General features: G+C 70.9%; 20 protein-coding genes. 2 read left to right on the top strand and 18 right to left on the bottom strand.

The features are described 5' to 3' along the window. Positions 1 to 339: 339 nt before the first annotated feature. Genes pyrF through pyrR form a run of 7 tightly spaced genes read right to left on the bottom strand, consistent with a single transcriptional unit; the run spans position 340 to position 8,940 of the window. Positions 340 to 1,194: an orotidine-5'-phosphate decarboxylase gene (pyrF, locus tag ACFFQA_RS03700; RefSeq protein ID WP_377850130.1), complete on the bottom strand. Its 855-nt coding sequence runs from the start codon at positions 1,192 to 1,194 to the stop codon at positions 340 to 342. Next, entirely contained in the window at positions 1,191 to 4,493 is a 3,303-nt protein-coding gene (gene carB, locus ACFFQA_RS03695) for a carbamoyl-phosphate synthase large subunit (protein ID WP_377850129.1), read from the bottom strand. Before carB ends, pyrF begins: the two co-directional genes overlap by 4 nt. After that, positions 4,493 to 5,614, bottom strand: a complete 1,122-nt coding sequence (gene carA, locus ACFFQA_RS03690; RefSeq protein ID WP_377850128.1) for a glutamine-hydrolyzing carbamoyl-phosphate synthase small subunit — start codon at positions 5,612 to 5,614, stop codon at positions 4,493 to 4,495. Before carA ends, carB begins: the two co-directional genes overlap by 1 nt. Next, on the bottom strand, positions 5,611 to 6,138 hold the full coding sequence (locus ACFFQA_RS03685; protein ID WP_377850127.1) for a PH-like domain-containing protein: 528 nt from the start codon (positions 6,136 to 6,138) through the stop codon (positions 5,611 to 5,613). The genes carA and ACFFQA_RS03685 overlap by 4 nt, the downstream gene beginning before the upstream one ends. Next, entirely contained in the window at positions 6,138 to 7,427 is a 1,290-nt protein-coding gene (locus tag ACFFQA_RS03680) for a dihydroorotase (protein ID WP_377850126.1), read from the bottom strand. Before ACFFQA_RS03680 ends, ACFFQA_RS03685 begins: the two co-directional genes overlap by 1 nt. Next, a complete protein-coding gene (locus ACFFQA_RS03675; RefSeq protein WP_377850125.1) occupies positions 7,424 to 8,356 on the bottom strand; it encodes an aspartate carbamoyltransferase catalytic subunit in 933 nt (310 codons plus the stop codon). The genes ACFFQA_RS03680 and ACFFQA_RS03675 overlap by 4 nt, the downstream gene beginning before the upstream one ends. Next, entirely contained in the window at positions 8,353 to 8,940 is a 588-nt protein-coding gene (gene pyrR / locus ACFFQA_RS03670) for a bifunctional pyr operon transcriptional regulator/uracil phosphoribosyltransferase PyrR (RefSeq protein ID WP_377850124.1), read from the bottom strand. The genes ACFFQA_RS03675 and pyrR overlap by 4 nt, the downstream gene beginning before the upstream one ends. 256 nt (positions 8,941 to 9,196) lie before the next feature. On the opposite strand from pyrR, the gene bldD reads away from it, so the two are divergent. After that, positions 9,197 to 9,685, top strand: a complete 489-nt coding sequence (bldD, locus tag ACFFQA_RS03665) for a transcriptional regulator BldD (RefSeq protein ID WP_030430051.1) — start codon at positions 9,197 to 9,199, stop codon at positions 9,683 to 9,685. A gap of 88 nt (positions 9,686 to 9,773) precedes the next feature. Here bldD and nusB read toward each other — a convergent pair whose 3' ends face one another. The 3 genes from nusB to ACFFQA_RS03650 all read right to left on the bottom strand — a co-directional run bounded on the left by nusB (position 9,774) and on the right by ACFFQA_RS03650 (position 11,912). Beyond that, positions 9,774 to 10,199: a transcription antitermination factor NusB gene (gene nusB / locus ACFFQA_RS03660; protein WP_377850123.1), complete on the bottom strand. Its 426-nt coding sequence runs from the start codon at positions 10,197 to 10,199 to the stop codon at positions 9,774 to 9,776. Position 10,200: 1 nt separating this feature from the next. After that, a complete protein-coding gene (gene efp / locus ACFFQA_RS03655; protein WP_377850122.1) occupies positions 10,201 to 10,764 on the bottom strand; it encodes an elongation factor P in 564 nt (187 codons plus the stop codon). 71 nt (positions 10,765 to 10,835) lie between these two features. Beyond that, complete coding sequence (locus ACFFQA_RS03650; RefSeq protein ID WP_377850121.1) at positions 10,836 to 11,912, bottom strand: M24 family metallopeptidase; 1,077 nt, start codon at positions 11,910 to 11,912, stop codon at positions 10,836 to 10,838. 66 nt (positions 11,913 to 11,978) lie between these two features. On the opposite strand from ACFFQA_RS03650, the gene ACFFQA_RS03645 reads away from it, so the two are divergent. Further along, positions 11,979 to 12,377 (top strand): hypothetical protein, encoded by a 399-nt coding sequence (locus ACFFQA_RS03645; RefSeq protein ID WP_377850120.1) that lies wholly within the window; start codon positions 11,979 to 11,981, stop codon positions 12,375 to 12,377. On the opposite strand, the gene ACFFQA_RS03640 is transcribed toward ACFFQA_RS03645, so the two are convergent. From ACFFQA_RS03640 to ACFFQA_RS03605, 8 genes are all read right to left on the bottom strand, one after another. Beyond that, positions 12,361 to 12,735: a hypothetical protein gene (locus ACFFQA_RS03640; protein WP_377850119.1), complete on the bottom strand. Its 375-nt coding sequence runs from the start codon at positions 12,733 to 12,735 to the stop codon at positions 12,361 to 12,363. The two genes, ACFFQA_RS03645 and ACFFQA_RS03640, sit on opposite strands and share 17 nt — an antisense overlap. A gap of 527 nt (positions 12,736 to 13,262) precedes the next feature. Next, complete coding sequence (locus tag ACFFQA_RS03635) at positions 13,263 to 14,768, bottom strand: glycoside hydrolase family protein (RefSeq protein WP_377850118.1); 1,506 nt, start codon at positions 14,766 to 14,768, stop codon at positions 13,263 to 13,265. Positions 14,769 to 14,850: 82 nt separating this feature from the next. Then, positions 14,851 to 15,756, bottom strand: coding sequence for a GNAT family N-acetyltransferase (locus ACFFQA_RS03630; protein ID WP_377850117.1), 906 nt, complete (start codon positions 15,754 to 15,756; stop codon positions 14,851 to 14,853). Further along, a complete protein-coding gene (gene aroQ / locus ACFFQA_RS03625) occupies positions 15,753 to 16,187 on the bottom strand; it encodes a type II 3-dehydroquinate dehydratase (RefSeq protein ID WP_377850116.1) in 435 nt (144 codons plus the stop codon). Before aroQ ends, ACFFQA_RS03630 begins: the two co-directional genes overlap by 4 nt. Continuing rightward, positions 16,184 to 17,293, bottom strand: a complete 1,110-nt coding sequence (gene aroB, locus ACFFQA_RS03620) for a 3-dehydroquinate synthase (protein ID WP_377850115.1) — start codon at positions 17,291 to 17,293, stop codon at positions 16,184 to 16,186. The genes aroQ and aroB overlap by 4 nt, the downstream gene beginning before the upstream one ends. Continuing rightward, positions 17,290 to 17,802, bottom strand: a complete 513-nt coding sequence (locus tag ACFFQA_RS03615) for a shikimate kinase (RefSeq protein ID WP_377850114.1) — start codon at positions 17,800 to 17,802, stop codon at positions 17,290 to 17,292. The genes aroB and ACFFQA_RS03615 overlap by 4 nt, the downstream gene beginning before the upstream one ends. Before the next feature lie 58 nt (positions 17,803 to 17,860). Beyond that, positions 17,861 to 19,048, bottom strand: a complete 1,188-nt coding sequence (gene aroC / locus ACFFQA_RS03610; protein WP_377850113.1) for a chorismate synthase — start codon at positions 19,046 to 19,048, stop codon at positions 17,861 to 17,863. Positions 19,049 to 19,075: 27 nt separating this feature from the next. Further along, entirely contained in the window at positions 19,076 to 19,765 is a 690-nt protein-coding gene (locus ACFFQA_RS03605; RefSeq protein WP_377850112.1) for a prepilin peptidase, read from the bottom strand. Positions 19,766 to 20,194: the final 429 nt, after the last annotated feature.

Below are 20,194 nucleotides of genomic sequence, written 5' to 3'. Positions count from 1 at the left end.
AACATCCGAACACATCTCTTGCGACAGTGTCCGTCGCGCCCCGCATTCGACATCAGTCCTGAGGATGACTACCCATTCGGGTTGTCCTCCTCGCGGCGGACGGTCTGCGAACGTTACCCGCGAATCCCGTTGAAAGCGGTATCACCCGCACGGCATTCCCGGAAACGATCGGCACCGGGCGCAAGTACTACCAGTACCGGCGGCTTCACCGCTACTGACCCGCTACAAGGCACCCGAACTCCTAGATCACATATTTCGTACGCGAGCCGAAACAACCTGTGTTGCACGAGGCCGCACAGGTGGGCGATTGGCGTGGTTTTCCCGCGCGCTTTCGGGGCCTCAGACAGCGAGCGAAGCGGCTATCGACTCAACGGCGCGCAATGCCGCCGAGCGCACTTCCGCGACCCCGGGACCATGCCGCAGAACGTCGCGGGAAGTGGCGGGCAGAACGTGCGCCAGCCGATCGCCGAAGACCGTTCTCAGGTCCTGCGCCGTTGCGCCCTGCGCACCGATGCCCGGAGCCAGAAAAGGCCCGTTGACCTGCGAAAAGTCCAGCCCCGTCCGGCCGACGGTCGCTCCGACGACCAGCCCGACCGAGCCCAGCGGATCGGCGCCGGCGTTGCGCGCGGCGGCCTCGTCGGCCATGGCCTGGGCGACGCTGCGGCCGCCGTCGGCCAGGGTCGCGGTCTGCACCTGGGGACCCTCCGGATTGGAGGTCCTCGCGAGCACGAACACCCCCCTGCCGGTGCGCTCGGCGAGGGCGAGCGCGGGCTCCAGCGAGCCGAAGCCGAGGAACGGCGAGAGGGTCACCGCATCGGCCGCCAAGGGCGAGGAATCGGCCAAGTAGGCGTTGGCGTACGCCGACATGGTTGATCCGATGTCGCCGCGCTTGACGTCCAACAGGACCAACGCCCCGGCCTGACGCGACTCCGCGATCACCCGCTCCAGGACCGCCACCCCGCGCGAACCGTGCGCCTCGAAGAACGCCGACTGCGGCTTCAGCACGGCCACGGTGCCCGCCAGCGCCTCCACAGCGGTCAGGGCGAAGCGCTCAAGGCCCCCGGCGTCCACCGGCAGCCCCCACGCCTCCAGCAGGCCCGGATGCGGGTCGATGCCCACGCACAGCGCGCCCCGTTCGGCGACGGCGGAGACCAGCCGCGCCCCGAACGGGACGCGGCCGGTTCCCGCGGTCACTTGCGGGCCTCGCGCACCGCCGCCTGCAGCTCCTGCAGCGAGCGCACCCCGATGTCGCCCCTGATCAGGGCCTCGATGCCGTGCACAGCGGCAGCGGCGCCCTGGACCGTGGTGACGCACGGGATGTCCCTGGCCACGGCCGCCGTGCGGATCTCGTAGCCGTCCAGCCGGGGCCCGTGGTTGCCGTACGGGGTGTTGATCACCATGTCCACCTCGCCGGCCAGGATCGAGTCGACCACGTTGTGCTCGCCCTCGAAGTGCTTGCGCACGACCGTGCACGGGATGCCGTTGCGCCGGAGCACCTCGGCAGTGCCGTCGGTGGCAAGAACTTCGAAGCCGAGGTCGGCGAGCCGCTTGACCGGGAAGATCATCGAGCGCTTGTCGCGGTTGGCCACCGAGACGAAGACGCGGCCGCTGGTGGGCAAAGACCCGTACGAAGCGGCCTGCGATTTGGCATATGCCTTACCGAAGGACGCGTCGATGCCCATCACCTCGCCGGTGGACTTCATCTCCGGGCCGAGCAGCGAGTCCACGCCGCGGCCGTCGGGGGTGCGGAAGCGGTGGAACGGCAGGACCGCCTCCTTCACCGCGACCGGGGCGGAGACGGGCAGGTCGCCGCCGTCGCCGTGCGCTGGCAGCAGGCCCTCGTCGCGCAGCTCGGAGATCTTCGCGCCGAGCGCGATCCTGGCCGCCGCCTTGGCCAGCGGCACCGCGGTGGCCTTGGACACGAACGGCACGGTCCGCGAGGCGCGCGGGTTGGCCTCCAGCACGTAGAGCACGTCGTCCTTGAGCGCGTACTGCACGTTCAGCAGGCCGCGCACGCCGACACCGCGGGCGATGGCCTCGGTGGTGCGGCGGACCGCCTCCAGGTCCGTGCGGCCCAGGGTGATCGGCGGCAGGGCGCACGCCGAGTCACCGGAGTGGATGCCCGCCTCCTCGATGTGCTCCATGACGCCGCCGAGGTAGACCTCCTGGCCGTCGCAGAGCGCGTCCACGTCGATCTCGATGGCGTCGTCGAGGAACCGGTCGACCAGCACCGGGTGCTCCGGGCTGACCTCGGTGGCCCTGGCGATGTAGCCGGCCAGGGTGTCCTCGTCGTAGACGATTTCCATACCGCGCCCGCCCAGCACGTAGGAGGGCCGCACCAGCACCGGGTAGCCGATCTCGTCGGCGATCCGCTTGGCGCCCTCGAACGAGGTGGCCATGCCGTACTTCGGCGCCGGCAGCCCGGCGGAGGTGAGCACCTCGCCGAACGCGCCGCGCTCCTCGGCGAGGTGGATGGCCTCCGGCGGGGTGCCCACGATCGGCACGCCCGCGTCGGCCAGCCGCTGCGCCAGGCCGAGCGGGGTCTGGCCGCCGAGCTGGACGATCACCCCGGCGACCGTGCCCGACCGCTGCTCGGAGTGCACGACCTCCAGGACGTCCTCGAAGGTCAGCGGCTCGAAGTACAGGCGGTCGGAGGTGTCGTAGTCGGTGGAGACCGTCTCCGGGTTGCAGTTGATCATGACGGTCTCGAACCCGGCGTCGCGCAGCGCCATGGCCGCGTGCACGCACGAGTAGTCGAACTCGATGCCCTGGCCGATCCGGTTCGGGCCGGAGCCCAGGATCAGCACCTTCTGCCGGTCCCGCTGCTCGGTGACCTCGCACTCCGCGTCGGGGTCCAGCTCGTAGGCGGAGTAGTGGTACGGCGTGTTCGCGGCGAACTCCGCGGCACAGGTGTCCACCGTCTTGAACACCGGCCGCACGCCGAGCCGGTGCCGCAGCGCACGCACGCCGTCCTCACCGGCCAGCTCCGGCCGCAGCACGGCGAGCTGCCGGTCGGACAGGCCGTTGCGCTTGGCGCGGCGCAGCAGGTGCTCGTCGAGCACGGGGGCCGACTCGATCTCCTGGCGCAGCTCGATCAGCGCGGCGATCTGGTCGACGAACCACGGGTCGATCCCGGAGGCCTGGCAGACCTGCTCCACGGTCGCGCCCAGCCGCAGCGCCCGGTCGACGGTGTAGAGCCGCCCGTCGTGGCCCTGCTTCAGGGCTTCGAGGGTGTCCTCCAGCGTCACGTCGGGGTCCGGCAGCGTCCAGAACCCGGCCGCCTTGGTCTCCATCGAGCGCAGGACCTTGCCCAGCGCCTCGGGGAAGTTGCGGCCCATGGACATGGCCTCGCCGACGCTCTTCATCGTCGTGGTCAGCGTCGGGTCCGCGCCGGGGAACTTCTCGAAGGCGAACCTCGGCACCTTGACGACCACGTAGTCCAGCGTCGGCTCGAAGCTGGCCGGGGTCTCGCCGGTGATGTCGTTGCGGATCTCGTCGAGGGTGTAGCCGATGGCCAGCTTCGCGGCGATCTTGGCGATCGGGAAGCCGGTGGCCTTGGACGCCAGCGCCGAGGAGCGCGAGACCCTCGGGTTCATCTCGATGACGACCATGCGGCCGGTCTCCGGGTGGATGGCGAACTGGATGTTGCAGCCGCCGGTGTCCACGCCCACCGCGCGCAGCACGTCGATGCCGACGTCGCGCATGTGCTGGAACTCGCGGTCGGTCAGGGTCATCGCCGGGGCCACGGTCACCGAGTCGCCGGTGTGCACGCCCATCGGGTCGATGTTCTCGATGGAGCAGACGACCACCACGTTGTCGCGCCGGTCGCGCATGAGCTCGAGCTCGTACTCCTTCCAGCCGAGCACGCTCTCCTCGATGAGCACCTCGGTGACCGGGCTCTCCGCGAGGCCGGTGGAGGCGATGCGCTCCAGCTCCTCGTGCGTGTGCGCCATGCCGGAGCCGAGGCCGCCCATGGTGAAGCTGGGCCGGATGACCACCGGCAGGCCGAGCTCGGCCACGGTCTCGCGGACCTCGTCCATCGAGTGGCAGACCCGGCTGCGCGGGGTCTCGCCGCCGATGGAGGCCACGATGTCCTTGAACTTCTGCCGGTCCTCGCCGCGCTGGATGGCGTCGATGTCGGCGCCGATCAGCTCGACCCCGTACTTCTCCAGCACGCCGCGCTCGTGCAGCGCGACCGCGGTGTTCAGCGCGGTCTGGCCGCCGAGGGTGGCCAGGATGGCGTCGGGGCGCTCGGTCGCGATGACCTTCTCGACGAACTCCGGCGTGATCGGCTCGACGTAGGTGGCGTCGGCGAACTCCGGGTCGGTCATGATCGTCGCCGGGTTGGAGTTGACCAGGCTGACCCGCAGGCCCTCCGCGCGCAGCACGCGGCAGGCCTGGGTCCCGGAGTAGTCGAACTCGCACGCCTGGCCGATCACGATCGGACCGGAGCCGATGACCAGGACGTGCTTGATGTCGGTGCGCTTGGGCATCAGTTCTTCCCGTCCATGAGCTCGACGAACTGGTCGAACAAGGGCGCGGCGTCGTGCGGACCCGCTGCGGCCTCGGGGTGGTACTGCACGCTGAACGCGGGAACGTCCAGGCAGCGCAGTCCTTCGACGGTGTCGTCGTTGGGGCAGTAGTGGCTGACCTGGGCGGCGCCGAAGTCGGAGTCGAAGCGCTCCCCCGGCGTGCCCTCGACGGCGAAGCCGTGGTTCTGGGCGGTGATGGCGACCTTGCCGGTGGCCACGTCGATCACCGGGATGTTGATGCCCCGGTGGCCGTAGCGCATCTTGTAGGTGCCGCGACCGAGCGCGCGGCCGAGCACCTGGTTGCCGAAGCAGATGCCGAACAGCGGGACGCGGCGGCCGAGGAGCTCCCTGGTGAGCGCGACCGCGTGGTCCTGGGTGGCCGGGTCGCCCGGCCCGTTGGACAGGAACACGCCGTCCGGGTTCACGGCCAGCACGTCCTCCACGGAGGAGGCCAGCGGCAGCACGTGCACCTCGATGCCGCGCGCGGCCATCATCCGCGGGGTGTTGGACTTGATGCCCAGGTCCAGCGCGGCCACGGTGAACCGGCGCTCGCCGTCGGCCTTGACGACGTAGGGCTGCTTCGTGGTGACGTCCCCGGCGAGGTCGGACCCGGCCATCTCCGGTGCCTTGCGCACCTCGGCGACCAACCGGTCGACGTCGGCGAGGGCGTCGCCGGAGAAGATCCCGGCGCGCATGGCGCCGCGCTCGCGGATGTGCCGGGTCAGGGTGCGGGTGTCCACCCCGGAGATGCCGACGACGCCCTGCTGGACCAGCTCGTCGTCGAGCGAGCGGACCGAGCGCCAGTTGGACGGCACGCGCGCGGGGTCGCGCACGACGTACCCGGCGACCCAGATCCGCTCGGACTCGTCGTCCTCGTCGTTCCAGCCGGTGTTGCCGATCTGCGGCGCGGTCTGCACCACGATCTGGCGGTGGTAGGAGGGATCGGTCAGCGTCTCCTGGTAGCCGGTCATGGCGGTGGAGAACACCACCTCGCCGAGGCTGCGGCCGAGGGCTCCGTAGGACTCGCCACGGAAGCTTCTGCCGTCCTCGAGCACCAGGACAGCGGGGGTGCGAGAACTCATCGCGCAGAATTCCCTTCGTGGTCGGGGGTGGGAGCCGGAGCAATACTCTGCAACGCGGCCTCCCACTCGGGGTAAACCGAACGGTCATCGCCGCGGAACCCGCTGTCCAGCAGCCAGTTCTCGTCGAGGGCCCATGTCACGACGAACACGCCCTTGATGCCCATGGCCTTGCCCGCGAGGCCGCGCGCGGCACGGGCGCCGCGGACAGTCTGCGCGGGAATCCACAGTGGACTGGCGCCGACGCGTTCGACGAGCAGTCCCTCGGCGGTGAGACGCACGGTCGCCTCGGCGCGGTAGCCGATGTCGCCGACGGCGATCCGGTCGTGCCAGTCGCCCGCGTGCACGGTGCCGACGTAGACACCGCGCAGCGGGGGAAGCAGGTCGGCGGTGAGGGTGTCCGGCGGGGCGAAGAACCCGGGCATGACGGCGGACTGGCGGCGGGCGCGGTAGCGCCACCCGCGCAGCATCGCCAGCAGGGTCAGCACCAGCAGGCCGACCAGGATCAGGGTGAGCAGCGCACGCATCAGCCGCACACCTTTCCCTCGTGGGCGGTGATCCGCCCGCGCAGCATGGTCATGACCACCCGGGCGGGCAGCTCCATGCCCTCGAACGGGGTGTTGGCGGCGATGCTGGCGAACTCCGATCCACGCACGGTCCAGCGCGCGTCCGGGTCGACCAGCGCGAGGTTGGCGGGCTCGCCCTCGGCCAGCGGGCGGCCCTGGTCGGGCAGCCCGGCGATCTGCGCTGGGCGCTCGCTCATCACCCTGGCCACGCCGCGCCAGTCCAGCAGCTCGGTGGCGACCATCGTGTGCGCGACGACCGACAGCGCGGTCTGCAGACCCAGCATGCCGGGACGGGCGCTGGACCACTCGCAGTCCTTGTCCTGCGGGGCGTGCGGGGCGTGGTCGGTGGCGACGCAGTCGACGATGCCCTCGGCGAGCGCGGCCCGCAGCGCCTGCACGTCCACGGAGGTGCGCAGCGGCGGGTTGACCTTGTTGACCGGGTCGTAGCTCGCCAGCACCTCGTCGGTGAGCAGCAGGTGGTGCGGGGTCACCTCGGCGGAGACGCCGGTGCCGCGCGCCTTCGCCCACCGCAGCACGTCCACCGTGCCCGTGGTGGAGACATGGCAGACGTGCAGCCGGCCGCCGGTGTGCTTGGCCAGCAGGCAGTCCCGCGCCACGATCGCCTCCTCGGCGACCGCGGGCCATCCGGCGAGCCCCAGCCGCGAGGCGACCTCGCCCTCGTTCGCCTGCGCGCCAACGGTGAGCTCCGGCTCCTCGGCGTGCTGCGCGATGACCGCGTCCAGTGCCTTGCTGTACTCCAGGGCCCTGCGCATCAGCAGCGGGTCGTGCACGCAGTGCCCGTCGTCGCTGAAGACCCGCACTCCCGCCGCGGATCTGGCCATGGTGCCGAGCTCGGCGAGCTTCTCGCCCTTGAGCCCCACGGTGACCGCGCCGACCGGGTGCACGTCGACGAGCCCCACGGCCTGGCCCTGCCGCCACACGTGCTCGACCACGAGCTGGGTGTCGGCGACCGGATCGGTGTTGGCCATCGCGAAGACGGCGGTGTAGCCGCCGAGCGCGGCGGCGGCCGACCCGGTGGCGATGGTCTCGGTGTCCTCACGGCCCGGCTCACGCAGGTGCGTGTGCAGGTCGACGAACCCGGGCAGCAGGACCTTGCCCCTGGCGTCGACGACCTCCGCGCCGCCGGCGTCGAGATCCGTGCCGATCCGCGCGATAACCCCGTCATCGACGAGGACGTCGACGGGTTCTCCCTCGCCGTAGAGGAGAACTCCCCTCAGCAGCGCGCTCACAGCGCATTCCCTTCTCCGACTAGCAGGTGGTAGAGCACGGCCATCCGGACGTGCACGCCGTTGGACACCTGGTCCACGATCGCGGCGCGGTCGGAGTCGGCGACGGCGGAGGAGATCTCCATGCCGCGCAGCATCGGCCCGGGGTGCAGCACGACCGCGTGCTCCGGCAGCAGCCGCATCCGGTTCTCGTTGAGGCCGTAGGCGATCGAGTACTCGCGCGTCGACGGGAAGAAGCCGCCGTGCATGCGTTCGGCCTGGACGCGCAACACCATCACCGCGTCCAGCCCGGGGAGTTCCGCGTCGAGGTCGTAGGAGACGGGAACCTTCCACGCCTCGACCCCGGCCGGCACCAGCGTGGGCGGTGCGACCAGGACGACCTCAGCGCCCAAAGTGGACAGCAGGTGGACGTTGGAGCGCGCGACCCTGCTGTGCAGGATGTCGCCGACGATCCCGATGCGCCTGCCGCGCAGGTCACCGAGGCGCTCGCGCAGGGTCGCCGCGTCCAGCAGCGCCTGCGTGGGGTGCTCGTGCATGCCGTCGCCCGCGTTGACCACGCCGGTTCCGGTGTGCCCCAGCCAGCCCGCGAGCCGGTGGGCCGCGCCGGAGGCCGGGTGCCGCACGATCACGCAGTCGGCGCCCGCCGCGGACAGCGTCAGCGCGGTGTCGCGCAGCGACTCGCCCTTGTTCACCGAGGACCCGCTGGCCGACACGTTGATCACGTCCGCGCTCATCCACTTGCCAGCGATCTCGAAGGAGACCCTGGTGCGGGTGGAGTTCTCGTAGAACATCGTGATCACAGTGCGGCCGCGCAGCGTCGGCAGCTTGCGGACCTCGCGGCCCAGCAGCGTCGCCTTCAGCTCGGCGGCCGTGTCGAGAACGGCGGTGGCGGTGTCGAGGTCGAGGTCGGCGGCGGAGAGCAGGTGCCTCACCGCGCGCCCCCCTGGCTCAGGAACACGCCGTCATGACCGTCCACCTCGGACAGATGAACCGAGATGTCCTCGCTGCGCGCGGTGGGCACGTTCTTGCCGACGTAGTCCGCGCGGATCGGCAGCTCGCGGTGGCCTCGGTCGACGAGCACGGCGAGCTGGACGGCGCGGGGACGACCGTGGTCCCGCAGGGCGTCCAGCGCGGCGCGCACGGTGCGGCCGGAGAACAGCACGTCGTCGACGAGGACGATCAGCCGGTCGTCAACGCCGCACTCGGGCAGCTGGGTGTGCTCAAGCGGACGCGCGGGCTTGCGCCGCAGGTCGTCGCGGTAGAGCGTGATGTCGAGGGCGCCGACGGGCACCGTGACGTCGCTGAACTCGGCGATCTTCTCGGCCAGCCGCACCGCGAGCGGAGCGCCCCGCGAGGGGATGCCGAGCAGCACCACCGACGCGCGGTTGGCCGCGTCGAGCGCGGTCTTCTCGATGACCTGATGGGCCATCCGGGCAACAGTGCGCGCGACATCACCGGCCGACAGCAGCTCACGCCGCTCGGCCGGATCCGCCGCGCCACCGTGAGGTGACACCACGGAGGGACCTCCTTCCCCGCCTCACTGGACGGGTCGTTAAAGGACGTCTAGCAGGGCTTTTGCCCAACCACGTCAGACCGTATCAAGAAGTCGCTATCAGCCGTCCGAGTGGTGTGTCACTACTCGCCCGCCTGCCGCAGTGAGATCAGCTTGACCTGGTGACGTCGAACAGCAACCATTACTCTCCGTATTGGATGTGAGCTTCCCTGCGGCAACTGGTGCCTGCCGACGGGGCGAACGAACGGAGAACCGCCACATGGGCGATTACGCCAAGGCGCTGGGCGCCAAGCTCCGCGCGATCCGCCAGCAGCAGGGACTGTCGCTGCACGGTGTCGAGCAGAAGTCCGGCGGCCGCTGGAAGGCGGTCGTCGTCGGCTCCTACGAGCGCGGCGACCGTGCGGTGACCGTCCAGAAGCTGGCGGAGCTCGCCGACTTCTACGGCGTGCCGGTGGCGGAACTGCTGCCCGAGGGCCGGGTCCCCTCCGGGGCCGAACCGGCGACGAAGATCGTGATCAACCTCGAACGGCTCCAGCAGCTACCGGCGGACAAGGTGGGCCCGCTGGCCCGCTACGCGGCGACGATCCAGAGCCAGCGCGGCGACTACAACGGCAAGGTGCTCTCGATCCGCACCGAGGACCTGCGCTCGCTGGCGATCATCTACGACATGACTCCCGGCGAGCTCACCGAGCAGCTCATCGACTGGGGCGTGCTCCCGCCCGAGGCCAGGCCCTCCAAGGAGGACTGAGCGGCCCGACCTCGGCCAACGGCGCAGGCACCACGACGAGGCACCCGGGAGCACGTGGCTCACGGGTGCCTCGTGGGTTCGGTGGCACTCAGCCGTTGAGCGAGGCCCGCAGGTGCGTGGCGATGCCCGCGATCCGGCCGAGCACACCGTTGACGAAGCGCGGCGAGTCGTCGGTGGACAACGTCTTGGCCAGCTCGATCGCCTCGTCGATGGCGACCGCGTCCGGCACGTCGGCCGACCACAGCAGCTCGTAGAGCCCGATCCGCAGGATGGCGCGGTCCACCGCGGGCATCCGGCCGAGGTTCCAGCCCTCGGCGTGCTCGGAGATCAGCTGGTCGATCCGCGCGCGGTTGTCCCGGACGCCCTCGACCAGCGTGATCGTGTAGTCGTTGACCGGGGCGACCTCGGTGGAACCGACCCGCTCGGAGATGAGGGTGACAGGGTCCACCTCGCGAGCCTCGGCCTCGTAGAGGACGTCGACGGCCCGTTTCCTGGCCTTGCTGCGCGCGCCCATGTCAGCTGTTGACGCGGCCGAGGTAGCGGGCGTCGCGGGTGTCCACCTTGACCTTGTCGCCGGTGTTGACGAACAGCGGGACCTGGATCTCCGCGCCGGTCTCCAGGGTGGCGGGCTTGGTGCCACCGGTGGAGCGGTCGCCCTGCAGACCCGGGTCGGTGTGCTGGATCAGCAGCTCGACGGAGGCGGAGAGCTCGACGAACAGCGGGGCGCCCTCGTGCGTGGCGACCATCGCGGAGGTGTTCTCCAGCATGTACTTGGCGGCGTCGCCGACGGTGACCTCGGGGACCGTGATCTGGTCGTAGGTGTCGCCGTCCATGAAGACGAAGTCGGAGCCGTCCTTGTACAGGTAGGTCATCTCCCGCTTGTCCACGGTGGCGGTCTCGACCTTGGTGCCGGCGTTGAAGGTCTTGTCCACGACCTTGCCGGAGAGCACGTGCTTGAGCTTGGTGCGCACGAACGCGCCGCCCTTGCCCGGCTTGACGTGCTGGAACTCGACGACGGTCCAGAGCTGGCCGTCGAGGTTGAGCACCAGGCCGTTCTTGAGGTCGTTGGTGGTGGCCACGGTGGTGGTCTCTCCTGTGGTGTCTCAAGGGTTGGGGGTCTGGGCGAGCGCCCGCCGTGGGGTGAGGCCGCCTAGACGACCACGAGATCCTTCGTGGTCAGGGTGAGGAGCTCGGGTGCGTCGGCGCGCACGACGAGGGTGTCCTCGATGCGGACGCCGCCCCGCCCGGCCAGGTACACACCGGGTTCGACGGTGACCGCCATACCGGCGGCAAGTGTACCGACCCCCACCTTGGACAAAGCCGGAGCCTCGTGCACCTGGAGGCCGACGCCGTGGCCGAGCCCGTGCAGGAAGCGCTCCCCGTGGCCGCCGGTCTCGATCACCGACCGGGCGGCCGCGTCGACGTCGGCGACCTTGGCCCCGACCTCCAGCGCGGCGCGCCCGGCGGCCTGCGCGGCGGCGACGAGCTCGTAGACCTCGCGCTGCCAGTCCGCGGCGGCCCCGAGGACGAAGGTCCTGGTCATGTCGGAGTGGTACCCGTCGACGCGCGCACCGAAGTCGAGCTTCACGAAGTCCCCGGACCGCAGCACGGCGCCGGTGGGCCGGTGGTGCGGGATCGCGGAGTTCGGCCCGGCGGCCGCGATGGTCTCGAACGCGGGCCCGGCGGCGCCGTGCTCCAGCATCCGCGACTCCAGCTCGCGCGCCACCTCCAGCTCGCTGCGGCCGGGCCGCAGCCCACCGTGCTCGACGAGGTCGGCCAGCGCCCGGTCGGCGGCGGCGCACGCCATCCGCAGCGCCTCGACCTCGGCCTCGTCCTTGATCAGCCGCAGCCGCTCGACCAGTCCGGGAGCGCGCACCAGCTCGGCGGTGCCGGCTTCGGAGAGCAGGTCCAGCCCCTCCACGGTCACCTTGTGGCTCTCGAACCCCAGCCGCCCGTGCGCCGACCTCGCCAACGCGATGTCACAGGGCCGGTCGATCACCCGCCGCAGGTCCGGAACCTGCGTCTCCGACTGCGTGATGTACCGGCCGTCGGTGCAGAAGACGCTGCGTTCCTCGTCCTCGGCGTGCACGAGCAACGCGGCGTTCGAGCCGGTGAAGCCGGTCAGGTAGCGGAGGTTGAGCAGATCGGTCACCAGCAGCGCGTCAAGGTCCCCGGCACGGAGCTCCGCGCGCAGCAGCGACCGCCTGCGGGCGTGGGTTTCTGACATGTCCGCAGGGTACGTCGGCGCTGGTGAAGCGGTCGATAACCGACACCCGCCCGTAGGCTGTCCCACGTGCGAAAGGCTGACCAGGTGCGAACCTGGATGCTGCGAGGACTCTTCCTCGGACTGCTGCACGCGGTGGCGCAGGTGGTGGTGGCGGCGGTGCGGGTGCAGGCCCCGGAGGCGCTGGCGCTGCCTCGGACCATCGCGCTCGCAGTGCTGGTGATCGCCGCCGCTGCTTGGGCCTACGTCGACGGCGACCGCACCAACTGGCTGCTCGCGGGCGTGGTCGCGGGTCTGGTGGCGGGCCTGTTCGGAGTCGCCGGTCAGGCGCTCCTAGTGGACGCGACGGAGTTCTCCGCGCTCGGCGTCGCGCTGACCGGAGGAGCCGCGTTCACAGCGCTTCTCGTGCTGCTCCCGGCTCTGATCGGCAAAGCCCTGGCGAACCGCCGAGTCACAGGTTCTCCTTGATGGCACGAAGAATCCTGATCGCGTCCTGTTCCGCCTTCGCGGGGTCCAGCGGCTGGCTCTTCCTGTCCGGTCCGTAATCCGTGCCCTCGACGCTCACATGGACAACGAGATTGGCGTCCCGAAACGCCGCGGCTCCTCCCGCCTCCTGAATGCCAATCGCGGGGGTGTTCCAGGAAACGCCTTCCTGGCCGAGATCCAGTGGCCGTCTCAGCCCGGAGGAACGACGCTTCTCGTCCAGGTTCTCCTTCGCCGCCGCCACTGGATCCGGATACTGGTCCGATACCTTCGGCATGTAGTATGACACCGCTACGGTGCGCTTCTCCGGACCAAAGACCGCGGTGGTGTCGAGTCTGGACATGGAACGCGCACACCGTCGAAGCGCGCTGTCACCCCACGGGGACGTGACACCCCCTTCGTTGAAGACAGAGAGTTCCTGCGCATGATCCATGATCTCCGACAGGATCTGCTCGGCTCCCCGAAAACAGTCACTGGGAAAGTTCGTGTACTTCACCGGCTCGGCCGGAGCCGAACAACCGACCAAAGACGCTGCGGCCACAACCAGAAAGAGCGACCTTCTCAACGACGACCAACCTTCCAGCTGCCGGAGTCACCCACGGACGAGGGGATCGGGTCCGGAACGCGAAGATTGACCGCAGCCTGCTCCACCTGCGTCCCAGTTCGACGAAAGCAGCCTTGGAAACTTTCGGACGCCATGGTGGCCGTCATGAGCTGAACTTGTTCAGCTTTCGTCGATATCCCTTTTGAGCTGCTCGAACTCAGCTATCCGAGCCTCAAACACCACAAGTCCCCCGCACGTGCACGAACTCTTTCAGCGACCATACAACGAGTCGTGACAGCGAGTTGGCACAACAGGAGAGGTTCGGGTCAGCCGCCGATGGTCGATCCGGGGCGATAGGCGTCCCAGCGGGCCGTGGGCACGTCGACGATCGGGGACTCGTTGGCCACGGCTGCGGCTTCCGAGCCGGCTCGCCACAGCCTTCCGTCGTCGAGGAGGAAGGCAAAGGGGCGGCCCGGGGCGCGGATCGCCGGGGCTCCTGGGCGGAGGCGAGCCAGGACGGGCAGGCGCTGGAGGGCCGGAACCGGGGCCGGGAGCAGGCGCACGGCCAGGCGTTCGGCGACCGACCTGCGCTCAACGCGGACGCGGTTGCCGCCGATGACCAGGTCGATCGTGCGGTCCGGGGCGGGGAGGGCGAAACCTTCGAGGATCTTGCGGGCGCGGCCGGTCTCCGCGCAGCCGTCGAAGCCGCGCACGTCCAGCCCGAAGTGCTGGAGGTCGGTGGGCGCGCGGGGCTCACGGGTGGCCCTGACGACGTCGATGGCGGTACGGCCGCACGGGTCCTCGGTGGACAGCGGGGCGTGTCCCTCGGCGGTGCGGACCAGGCCCGGACCTTCCTGCCAGGGTCCCGGGATGTGCACCGGCTGGTACGGATGGCGGGCGAAGGTCCGGTCCCAGAACGTGATGGTGGTGCCCTCGCCGGTCTCGTGCGCGATCGCCACCGCGTCCAGGGCGGGCACCCACATCCAGTCCGCGCTGAAGGCGTCGACCACCGAGCGGGTGCGCGTGACCTGCGTGGAGGCGACCGGCTCGAAGCCGTCACGGGTGAGGGCCTGGACCTGCTCGGCGAAGAGCGGGTCCTTGGCCCGAAGGACGAACTGACCGGCTCCGTTGGGCCCGGCTCCGGCCGCGGTGGTGTCGGTGAACATCAGGTGGAACCAGCCGTCGAGGTAGAAGACGGACGGCTGGCCCGCGCCGTAGGTGTTGGGGCGGCGGACCTCGCCGGACGCGCGCACGATCGGCGCTCCGGCGGCGAGCCTGCGCCAGCGGACGCCGTCGTCACTGGCCGCGACGCCGATGGTGTTGTCGTGGGTGTGGTCGTTCGGCGCACCCGTGTAGTAGAGGTAGTAGGTCCCGCTGACCTTGATGACCGACGGGTCGCAGGTGTGCATGGCGTCGAAGCCGCCGCCGCTGCCGCTGAACACCGCGCCGACCGCCTGGAACGGACCGGCCGGGGTCGCGGCGTCGCCGTGCACGATGTCGTCGCCGGGCGGGCCGGCGCCCATCAGCTGGCTGCACCACCACATGCGGTAGCGCCCGTTCTCCAGCAGCAGCGTGGGGCCGTAGTTGTAGGGCGCCTGAGGCCCGCCGACCGCGACCACCCCACCGCTCTGCCTCGGCCGGTCGGTGCCGAGGACCGCGGGGACCAAGGCGGCCGCACCGCCTGCGGTCCCCCGGTTCGGCGCGACGGTGGCGGGACCCGTCATCGCGGGCGCCGGTGGCTCCGGCGGCGGCGTCTCCGCGGTCGTGCACCCGGCCAGGACGAGCACGCAGAGCAACACCGCGAGCAGGTTCCGGGGCCGCCGCAGTCCCACCGCTCACCTACTTAGTGCGACGACAAGGCGCGCACAGTCTAAGCATTCTCACCCTCATGGGTGAGTTCGGGAGCGCGCAGCGTCACGCGTCCTGCGGCGCTGCCACCAACTCCACCTGGAAGCCATCAGCGTTTTCCAAGTAGGCCGCGTAGTGCTGGTCCCCGCCGGCGTGCGGGTGCCGGTCGCCGAACATCAGCCGCCAGCCGTGCTCGCGCGACTGCTCGGTCAGCCGGTCCACCGTCGCCCGGTCCCCGGCGTGCAACGCGAGGTGGTTGAGTCCGGGCAGCAGCCGGTCGTGCGCGTCCCCGGACCGCGCGGGCGAGCGCTCCGCCACGACGTAGGCCGGGCCGAGCCGCCAGCTGATGCCGTTCTCCCACACCTGGTGCTGCCGCCAACCGAGCTCGGTGAGCAGCCAGCCGAAGGTGTCGCGCGCGTGCTCCAGGTCGCCGACCCACAGCTCCACGTGGTGCAGCCCGGTCCGCTGTGGACGCTCAAGCACCTGCACGCGGTGGGTGGCGCCGTACGCGTGGCGCTCACCAACGTCGAGGAAGCCCAGGCGCTCGGAGAGCTTGAGACTGCCCGTGTTCTCCGGGTGCACCAGCGCCCAGACGGTCGGCAGCGCGAGATCGTCGAATGCGTGCCGCAGCAACGCTTCCGCGGCCTCGCGGGCCAGGCCGGTTCCCCAGTGCGACCGGGCGACGAACCAGCCGACCTCCGCCAGCGCGCCGGGCAGCTCGTTGGACGGCCGCAGGTGGCCGATGCCGACCGCCGCACCGTCCACAGTGAACAGGAAGTGGCCCATTCCGTCCGGGTAGTCGCCGCTGACCCGGCTGTACACGTTGACGAAGGCGGCCTCGCGGGTGCTGAGGTCGGTGCCCAGCCAGCGGCTCATCTCGGGGTCGGCGAAGACCTCCGCGACCGCGTCGGCGTCGGAGGCGCGCAGCTCCCGGAGCACCATGCGCTCGGTGGTCAGCTCCGGCACGTTCACGACGGCACCTTCTTGACCAGGTAGCGCAGCGCCAGCTCGTAGCCGGTGAACCCGAGGCCGACGATCACCCCGGTCGCGACGGCGGAGATGTGGCTGTGGTGCCGGAACTCCTCGCGCTTGTGCACGTTGGAGATGTGCACCTCGACCAGGGGCTCGGTGAGCTGCGAGCAGGCGTCGCGGACGGCGATCGAGTAGTGCGTCCACGCGCCCGCGTTGAGCACCACCGGCCAGCGCGCGTCGGCCGCCTCGTGCAGCCACCCCAGCATCTCGCCCTCGTGGTCGGTCTGCCGGACCTCGACCTCCACGCCCAGCTCCGCACCCGTCTCCTCGCAGAGCCGGACCAGGTCGGCATAGGTCTCGTTGCCGTAGATCAGCGGCTCCCGGGCACCGAGCCTGCCGAGGTTGGGGCCGTTGAGCACGAGGACCTTCACAGCAGCAGACCTCCACCGTCCGAAGTGGACTCACGAACGATCGCCGAGTACGCGGCGGCCAGCATGCCGGGCTCCGGGCCCTCCAGGCGGCCGGGCTTGGCGAGCCCGTCGAGCACCACGAACCGCAGCACTCCGGACCGGGTCTTCTTGTCGCCGCGCATGGTCTCCACCAGCTGCGGCAGCGCGTCGGCGTCGTAGGTGGTCGGCAGGCCGAGCGCGGTGAGCACCCGGTAGTGCCGGTCGACCGTCTCGTCGTCCAGCCGCCCGGCCAGGCGCGCCAGCTCGGCGACGAAGACCATGCCGACGCTGACCGCGGCCCCGTGGCGCCAGCGGTAGCGCTCCCGCCGCTCGATGGCGTGGCCCAGGGTGTGGCCGTAGTTGAGCACCTCGCGCAGGTTCGACTCGCGCAGGTCGGCGGAGACCACGTCCGCCTTGACCTGGATCTTGCGCCGCACGAGCTCGGCGAGCACGTCACCGGCCGGGTCGATGGCGGCCTGGGGGTCGGCCTCGATGAGGTCCAGGATCACCGGGTCGGCGATGAACCCGCCCTTGACGATCTCCGCCATGCCGGAGACGAGCTCGTTGCGCGGCAACGACTCCAGCGTCGCGAGGTCGACGAACACCGCGGTCGGCTCGTGGAAGACGCCGACGAGGTTCTTGCCGGCCTCGGTGTTGATCCCGGCCTTGCCGCCGACCGCCGCGTCGACCATGCCGAGCAGCGTCGTGGGCACGTGCACCACCCGCACACCGCGCATCCAGGTCCCCGCGATGAACCCGGCGAGGTCGGTGGTCGCGCCGCCGCCGAGGGAGACGATCACACCACCGCGGTCCATGCCGATGCGGCCGAGCACGTCCCAGCAGAACCCGGCGACGGCCAGGTTCTTGCCGTCCTCGGCGTCGGGGAGCTCGACGCGGTGCGCCGATGCGCCCGCCTTCTCCAGCTCCTCGCGCAGGCTCTCGGCGGTCGTGGTCAACGTCGGCTGGTGCAGGATCGCGACGGTGGCGACCCCCTTGAGGGTGTCCAGGATCTCGGCGAGCAGGCCCCGACCGATGACGACGTCGTAGGGCTGGCCGGTGTTGACGCGAACGCGGACCGGTTCGCTCATCGTGTCCCTTCCAGTGCTTCGATGGCCGCGTCCACGACCTCCTGCGGGGTACGGGCGTCGGTGCTGACCTCCACGGTGGCGACCTCGCGGTAGAGCGGCAGCCGCGCGTCGAGCAGCGCCTTGAAGGTGGCGCGCGGGTTCACCCCCGCCAGCAGCGGGCGGGCGCTGGACAGCCCGGTGCGCCGCACCCCCTCGGCCATGCCCACGCCGAGGAAGACCACGACGTGGTCGGCGAGCAGCGCGCGGGTGCGCTCGGAGAGCACGGCTCCGCCGCCGAGCGCGACCACACCGTCGTGCTCGGCGACCGCGGCGGCGACGGCGCGCTCCTCGATCTCGCGGAACGCTGCCTCACCGTCGACGGTGAAGATGTCGCTGATCGACTTGCCCGCCCGCTCGACGATGTCGGCGTCGACGTCGCGGAAGCCGACGCCCCACTTCTCCGCGAGCAGGCCGCCCACGGTGGTCTTGCCGGCGCCGGGCGGGCCGACGACGACTGCGCGCGGGCTCACGGGGCCACCTCGCGGGCTCGACGGTTCGCGGTCATGGGCACCGCGGTGAAGGGCTCGCTCACCAGCGCTCCTTCAGGGCCGCGAGGTACGCATCGGCGTTGCGCTTGGTCTCGGTGACCGAGTCGCCGCCGAACTTCTCCAGCACCGCGTCCGCGAGCACCAGGGCCACCATCGCCTCGGCGACCACCCCGGCGGCCGGAACCGCGCAGGCGTCGGAGCGCTGGCTGATCGCCACGGCGGGCTCACCGGTCGCGACGTCCACTGTGGACAGCGCGCGGGGCACGGTGGAGATCGGCTTCATCGCGGCGCGCACCCGCAGGGGCTCGCCGTTGGTGATGCCGCCCTCCACACCGCCAGCCCGGTTGGACCGGCGGCTGACGCCGAGCACGCCGTCGGCGCGGTCGATCTCGTCGTGGGCCTGGCTGCCCCGCCTGCGCGCGGTCTCGAAACCGTCGCCGACCTCGACGCCCTTGATCGCCTGGATGCCCATGAGCGCCCCGGCCAGCCGCGAATCGAGCCTGCGGTCCCAGTGCACGTGCGAGCCCAGACCCGGCGGCAGCCCGTAGGCCAGCACCTCGACAACACCGCCGAGGGTGTCGCCGTCGGACTTGGCCGCGTCCACCTCGGCCACCATCGCCGCGCTCGCGCCGGCGTCGAAGACCCGCACCGGGCTGGCGTCGATCGCTTCGAGGTCCTCCGGGCCCGGCAGGACGTCCGCGGGCGCCTGCACGGTGCCGATGGAGATGACGTGGCTGATGACCTCGACCCCGAGGGTCTGCCGCAGGAAGGCCCGCGCCACCGCGCCCAGGGCGGTGCGCGCCGCGGTCTCCCGCGCGCTCGCCCGCTCCAGCACCGGACGCGCGTCGTCGAAGCCGTACTTCTGCATGCCGGCGAGGTCGGCGTGCCCCGGCCGGGGCCGGGTGAGCGGGGCGCTGCGGGCCAGGCCCGCGAGCTCCTCGGCGTCGACCGGGTCGGGCGACATCACCTTCTCCCAGCGCGGCCACTCGCTGTTGGCGACCTGCACGGCGACGGGGCCGCCCTGGGTGCGCCCGTGCCGGACGCCACCGAGGAAGGTGACCGCGTCCGCCTCGAACTTCATCCGGGCGCCACGGCCGTGGCCAAGACGCCTCCTGGCCAAATGACCCGCGACATCACCAGTGGTGATCTCGACCCCGGCGACCAAGCCCTCAAGCACGGCGACCAGGGCGGGTCCGTGCGACTCTCCAGCGGTGATCCAGCGCAACACGCCGTGATCCTGCCATGTCGCGGCGGTTCAGCCCCGCGGAACCCCGGGGACGAGCACCGGCTGCTCACTGGCTGGGATGACGACGACCAGCAGCGTGGCCAGCAACAATCCCGGCCCGTGCGGGATCACGGAACCTCCTTCCCACACTCCAGAGAAGCGCCGTGACAGCGCACCGACTATGGCGGTAATCACCGCCGCGACGACCGCGACCACGGGCAGGGCGCCCCACGACACCGACGCCGCCACCGCGCCGAGGCTGCCGGAGAGCTTCACGTCGCCCGCCCCCAGCGAGGTCGGTGAGACCGCGCGCACGACCAGGTGCACGGCGAGGAACAGAGCCGCCCCGCCAACGGCACGGCCCACCAGCGGTGGTCCGGGCCCGGCCAGCACGGCTGGTGCCAGCACCAAGCCCGCGACCGGATAGGCGGGCAGCGTCAGCGCGTCCGGCAGCCGTCTGTGCCTGACGTCGACGGCGACCAACGCCACGGTGAACCACGCCACCGCGAGCTGCACCGGCAACCACCACAGCGGCACGGCCCCACCGAACGCACTGGCGCCGCCGAGCGCCCACAACCCACCGACGGCGAGCTCGCACCAAGGCGGACGCACGATGACACCACGGTCGAGCCGGCCGAGCAGCAGCCTGGCTCCCGCTCCCGTCGCCACTCCGGCGACGAGACCGAGAACCGTTCCGAGAACGGGAGTGAGGATTTCCATGCCCTCAGGGTGCGTTCGCTTGTTGTTCCGCGGCAAGGCAGAACGAGGCTTGGGGGGAGTTCGTCTCACACCCCGTTCCCCCATGCGGCAACGAGCCCAACCGTCCACAGTGGACCAGCCCTGGATTTCGCGTTTTGTCACCTTATTGCACTGTGAGAGCGCTTTTTCTCGCATCAAGGTGACAAAACGCGAGGAGGGACTGGAGCTGAGGCACGACAGCAGCCGACGGTTGCGAGCGGAACAGCTCCGTGGGCGGGCGCACGGCTTTCAGGGCGCTGCCATTGCCGTTGTGAGTGCGAAACGGGCTTGCGGCAGCAGTGTCGGCGTGCCCGGGGGAACTGAGTGGCCGACGGTGGCCCACTTCGGGGTGTGACCGCCTCCGCTCGACGAACCGCGGCTGGACGCGGGGGCTGCCCACTCGCTGCGCGA

Source organism: Allokutzneria oryzae, from assembly GCF_042429765.1.
In the GTDB taxonomy this organism is placed as follows: domain Bacteria; phylum Actinomycetota; class Actinomycetes; order Mycobacteriales; family Pseudonocardiaceae; genus Allokutzneria; species Allokutzneria oryzae.
The sequence above is the reverse complement of the archived record's forward strand: the minus strand, read 5'-3'. Positions and strand labels throughout refer to the sequence as shown.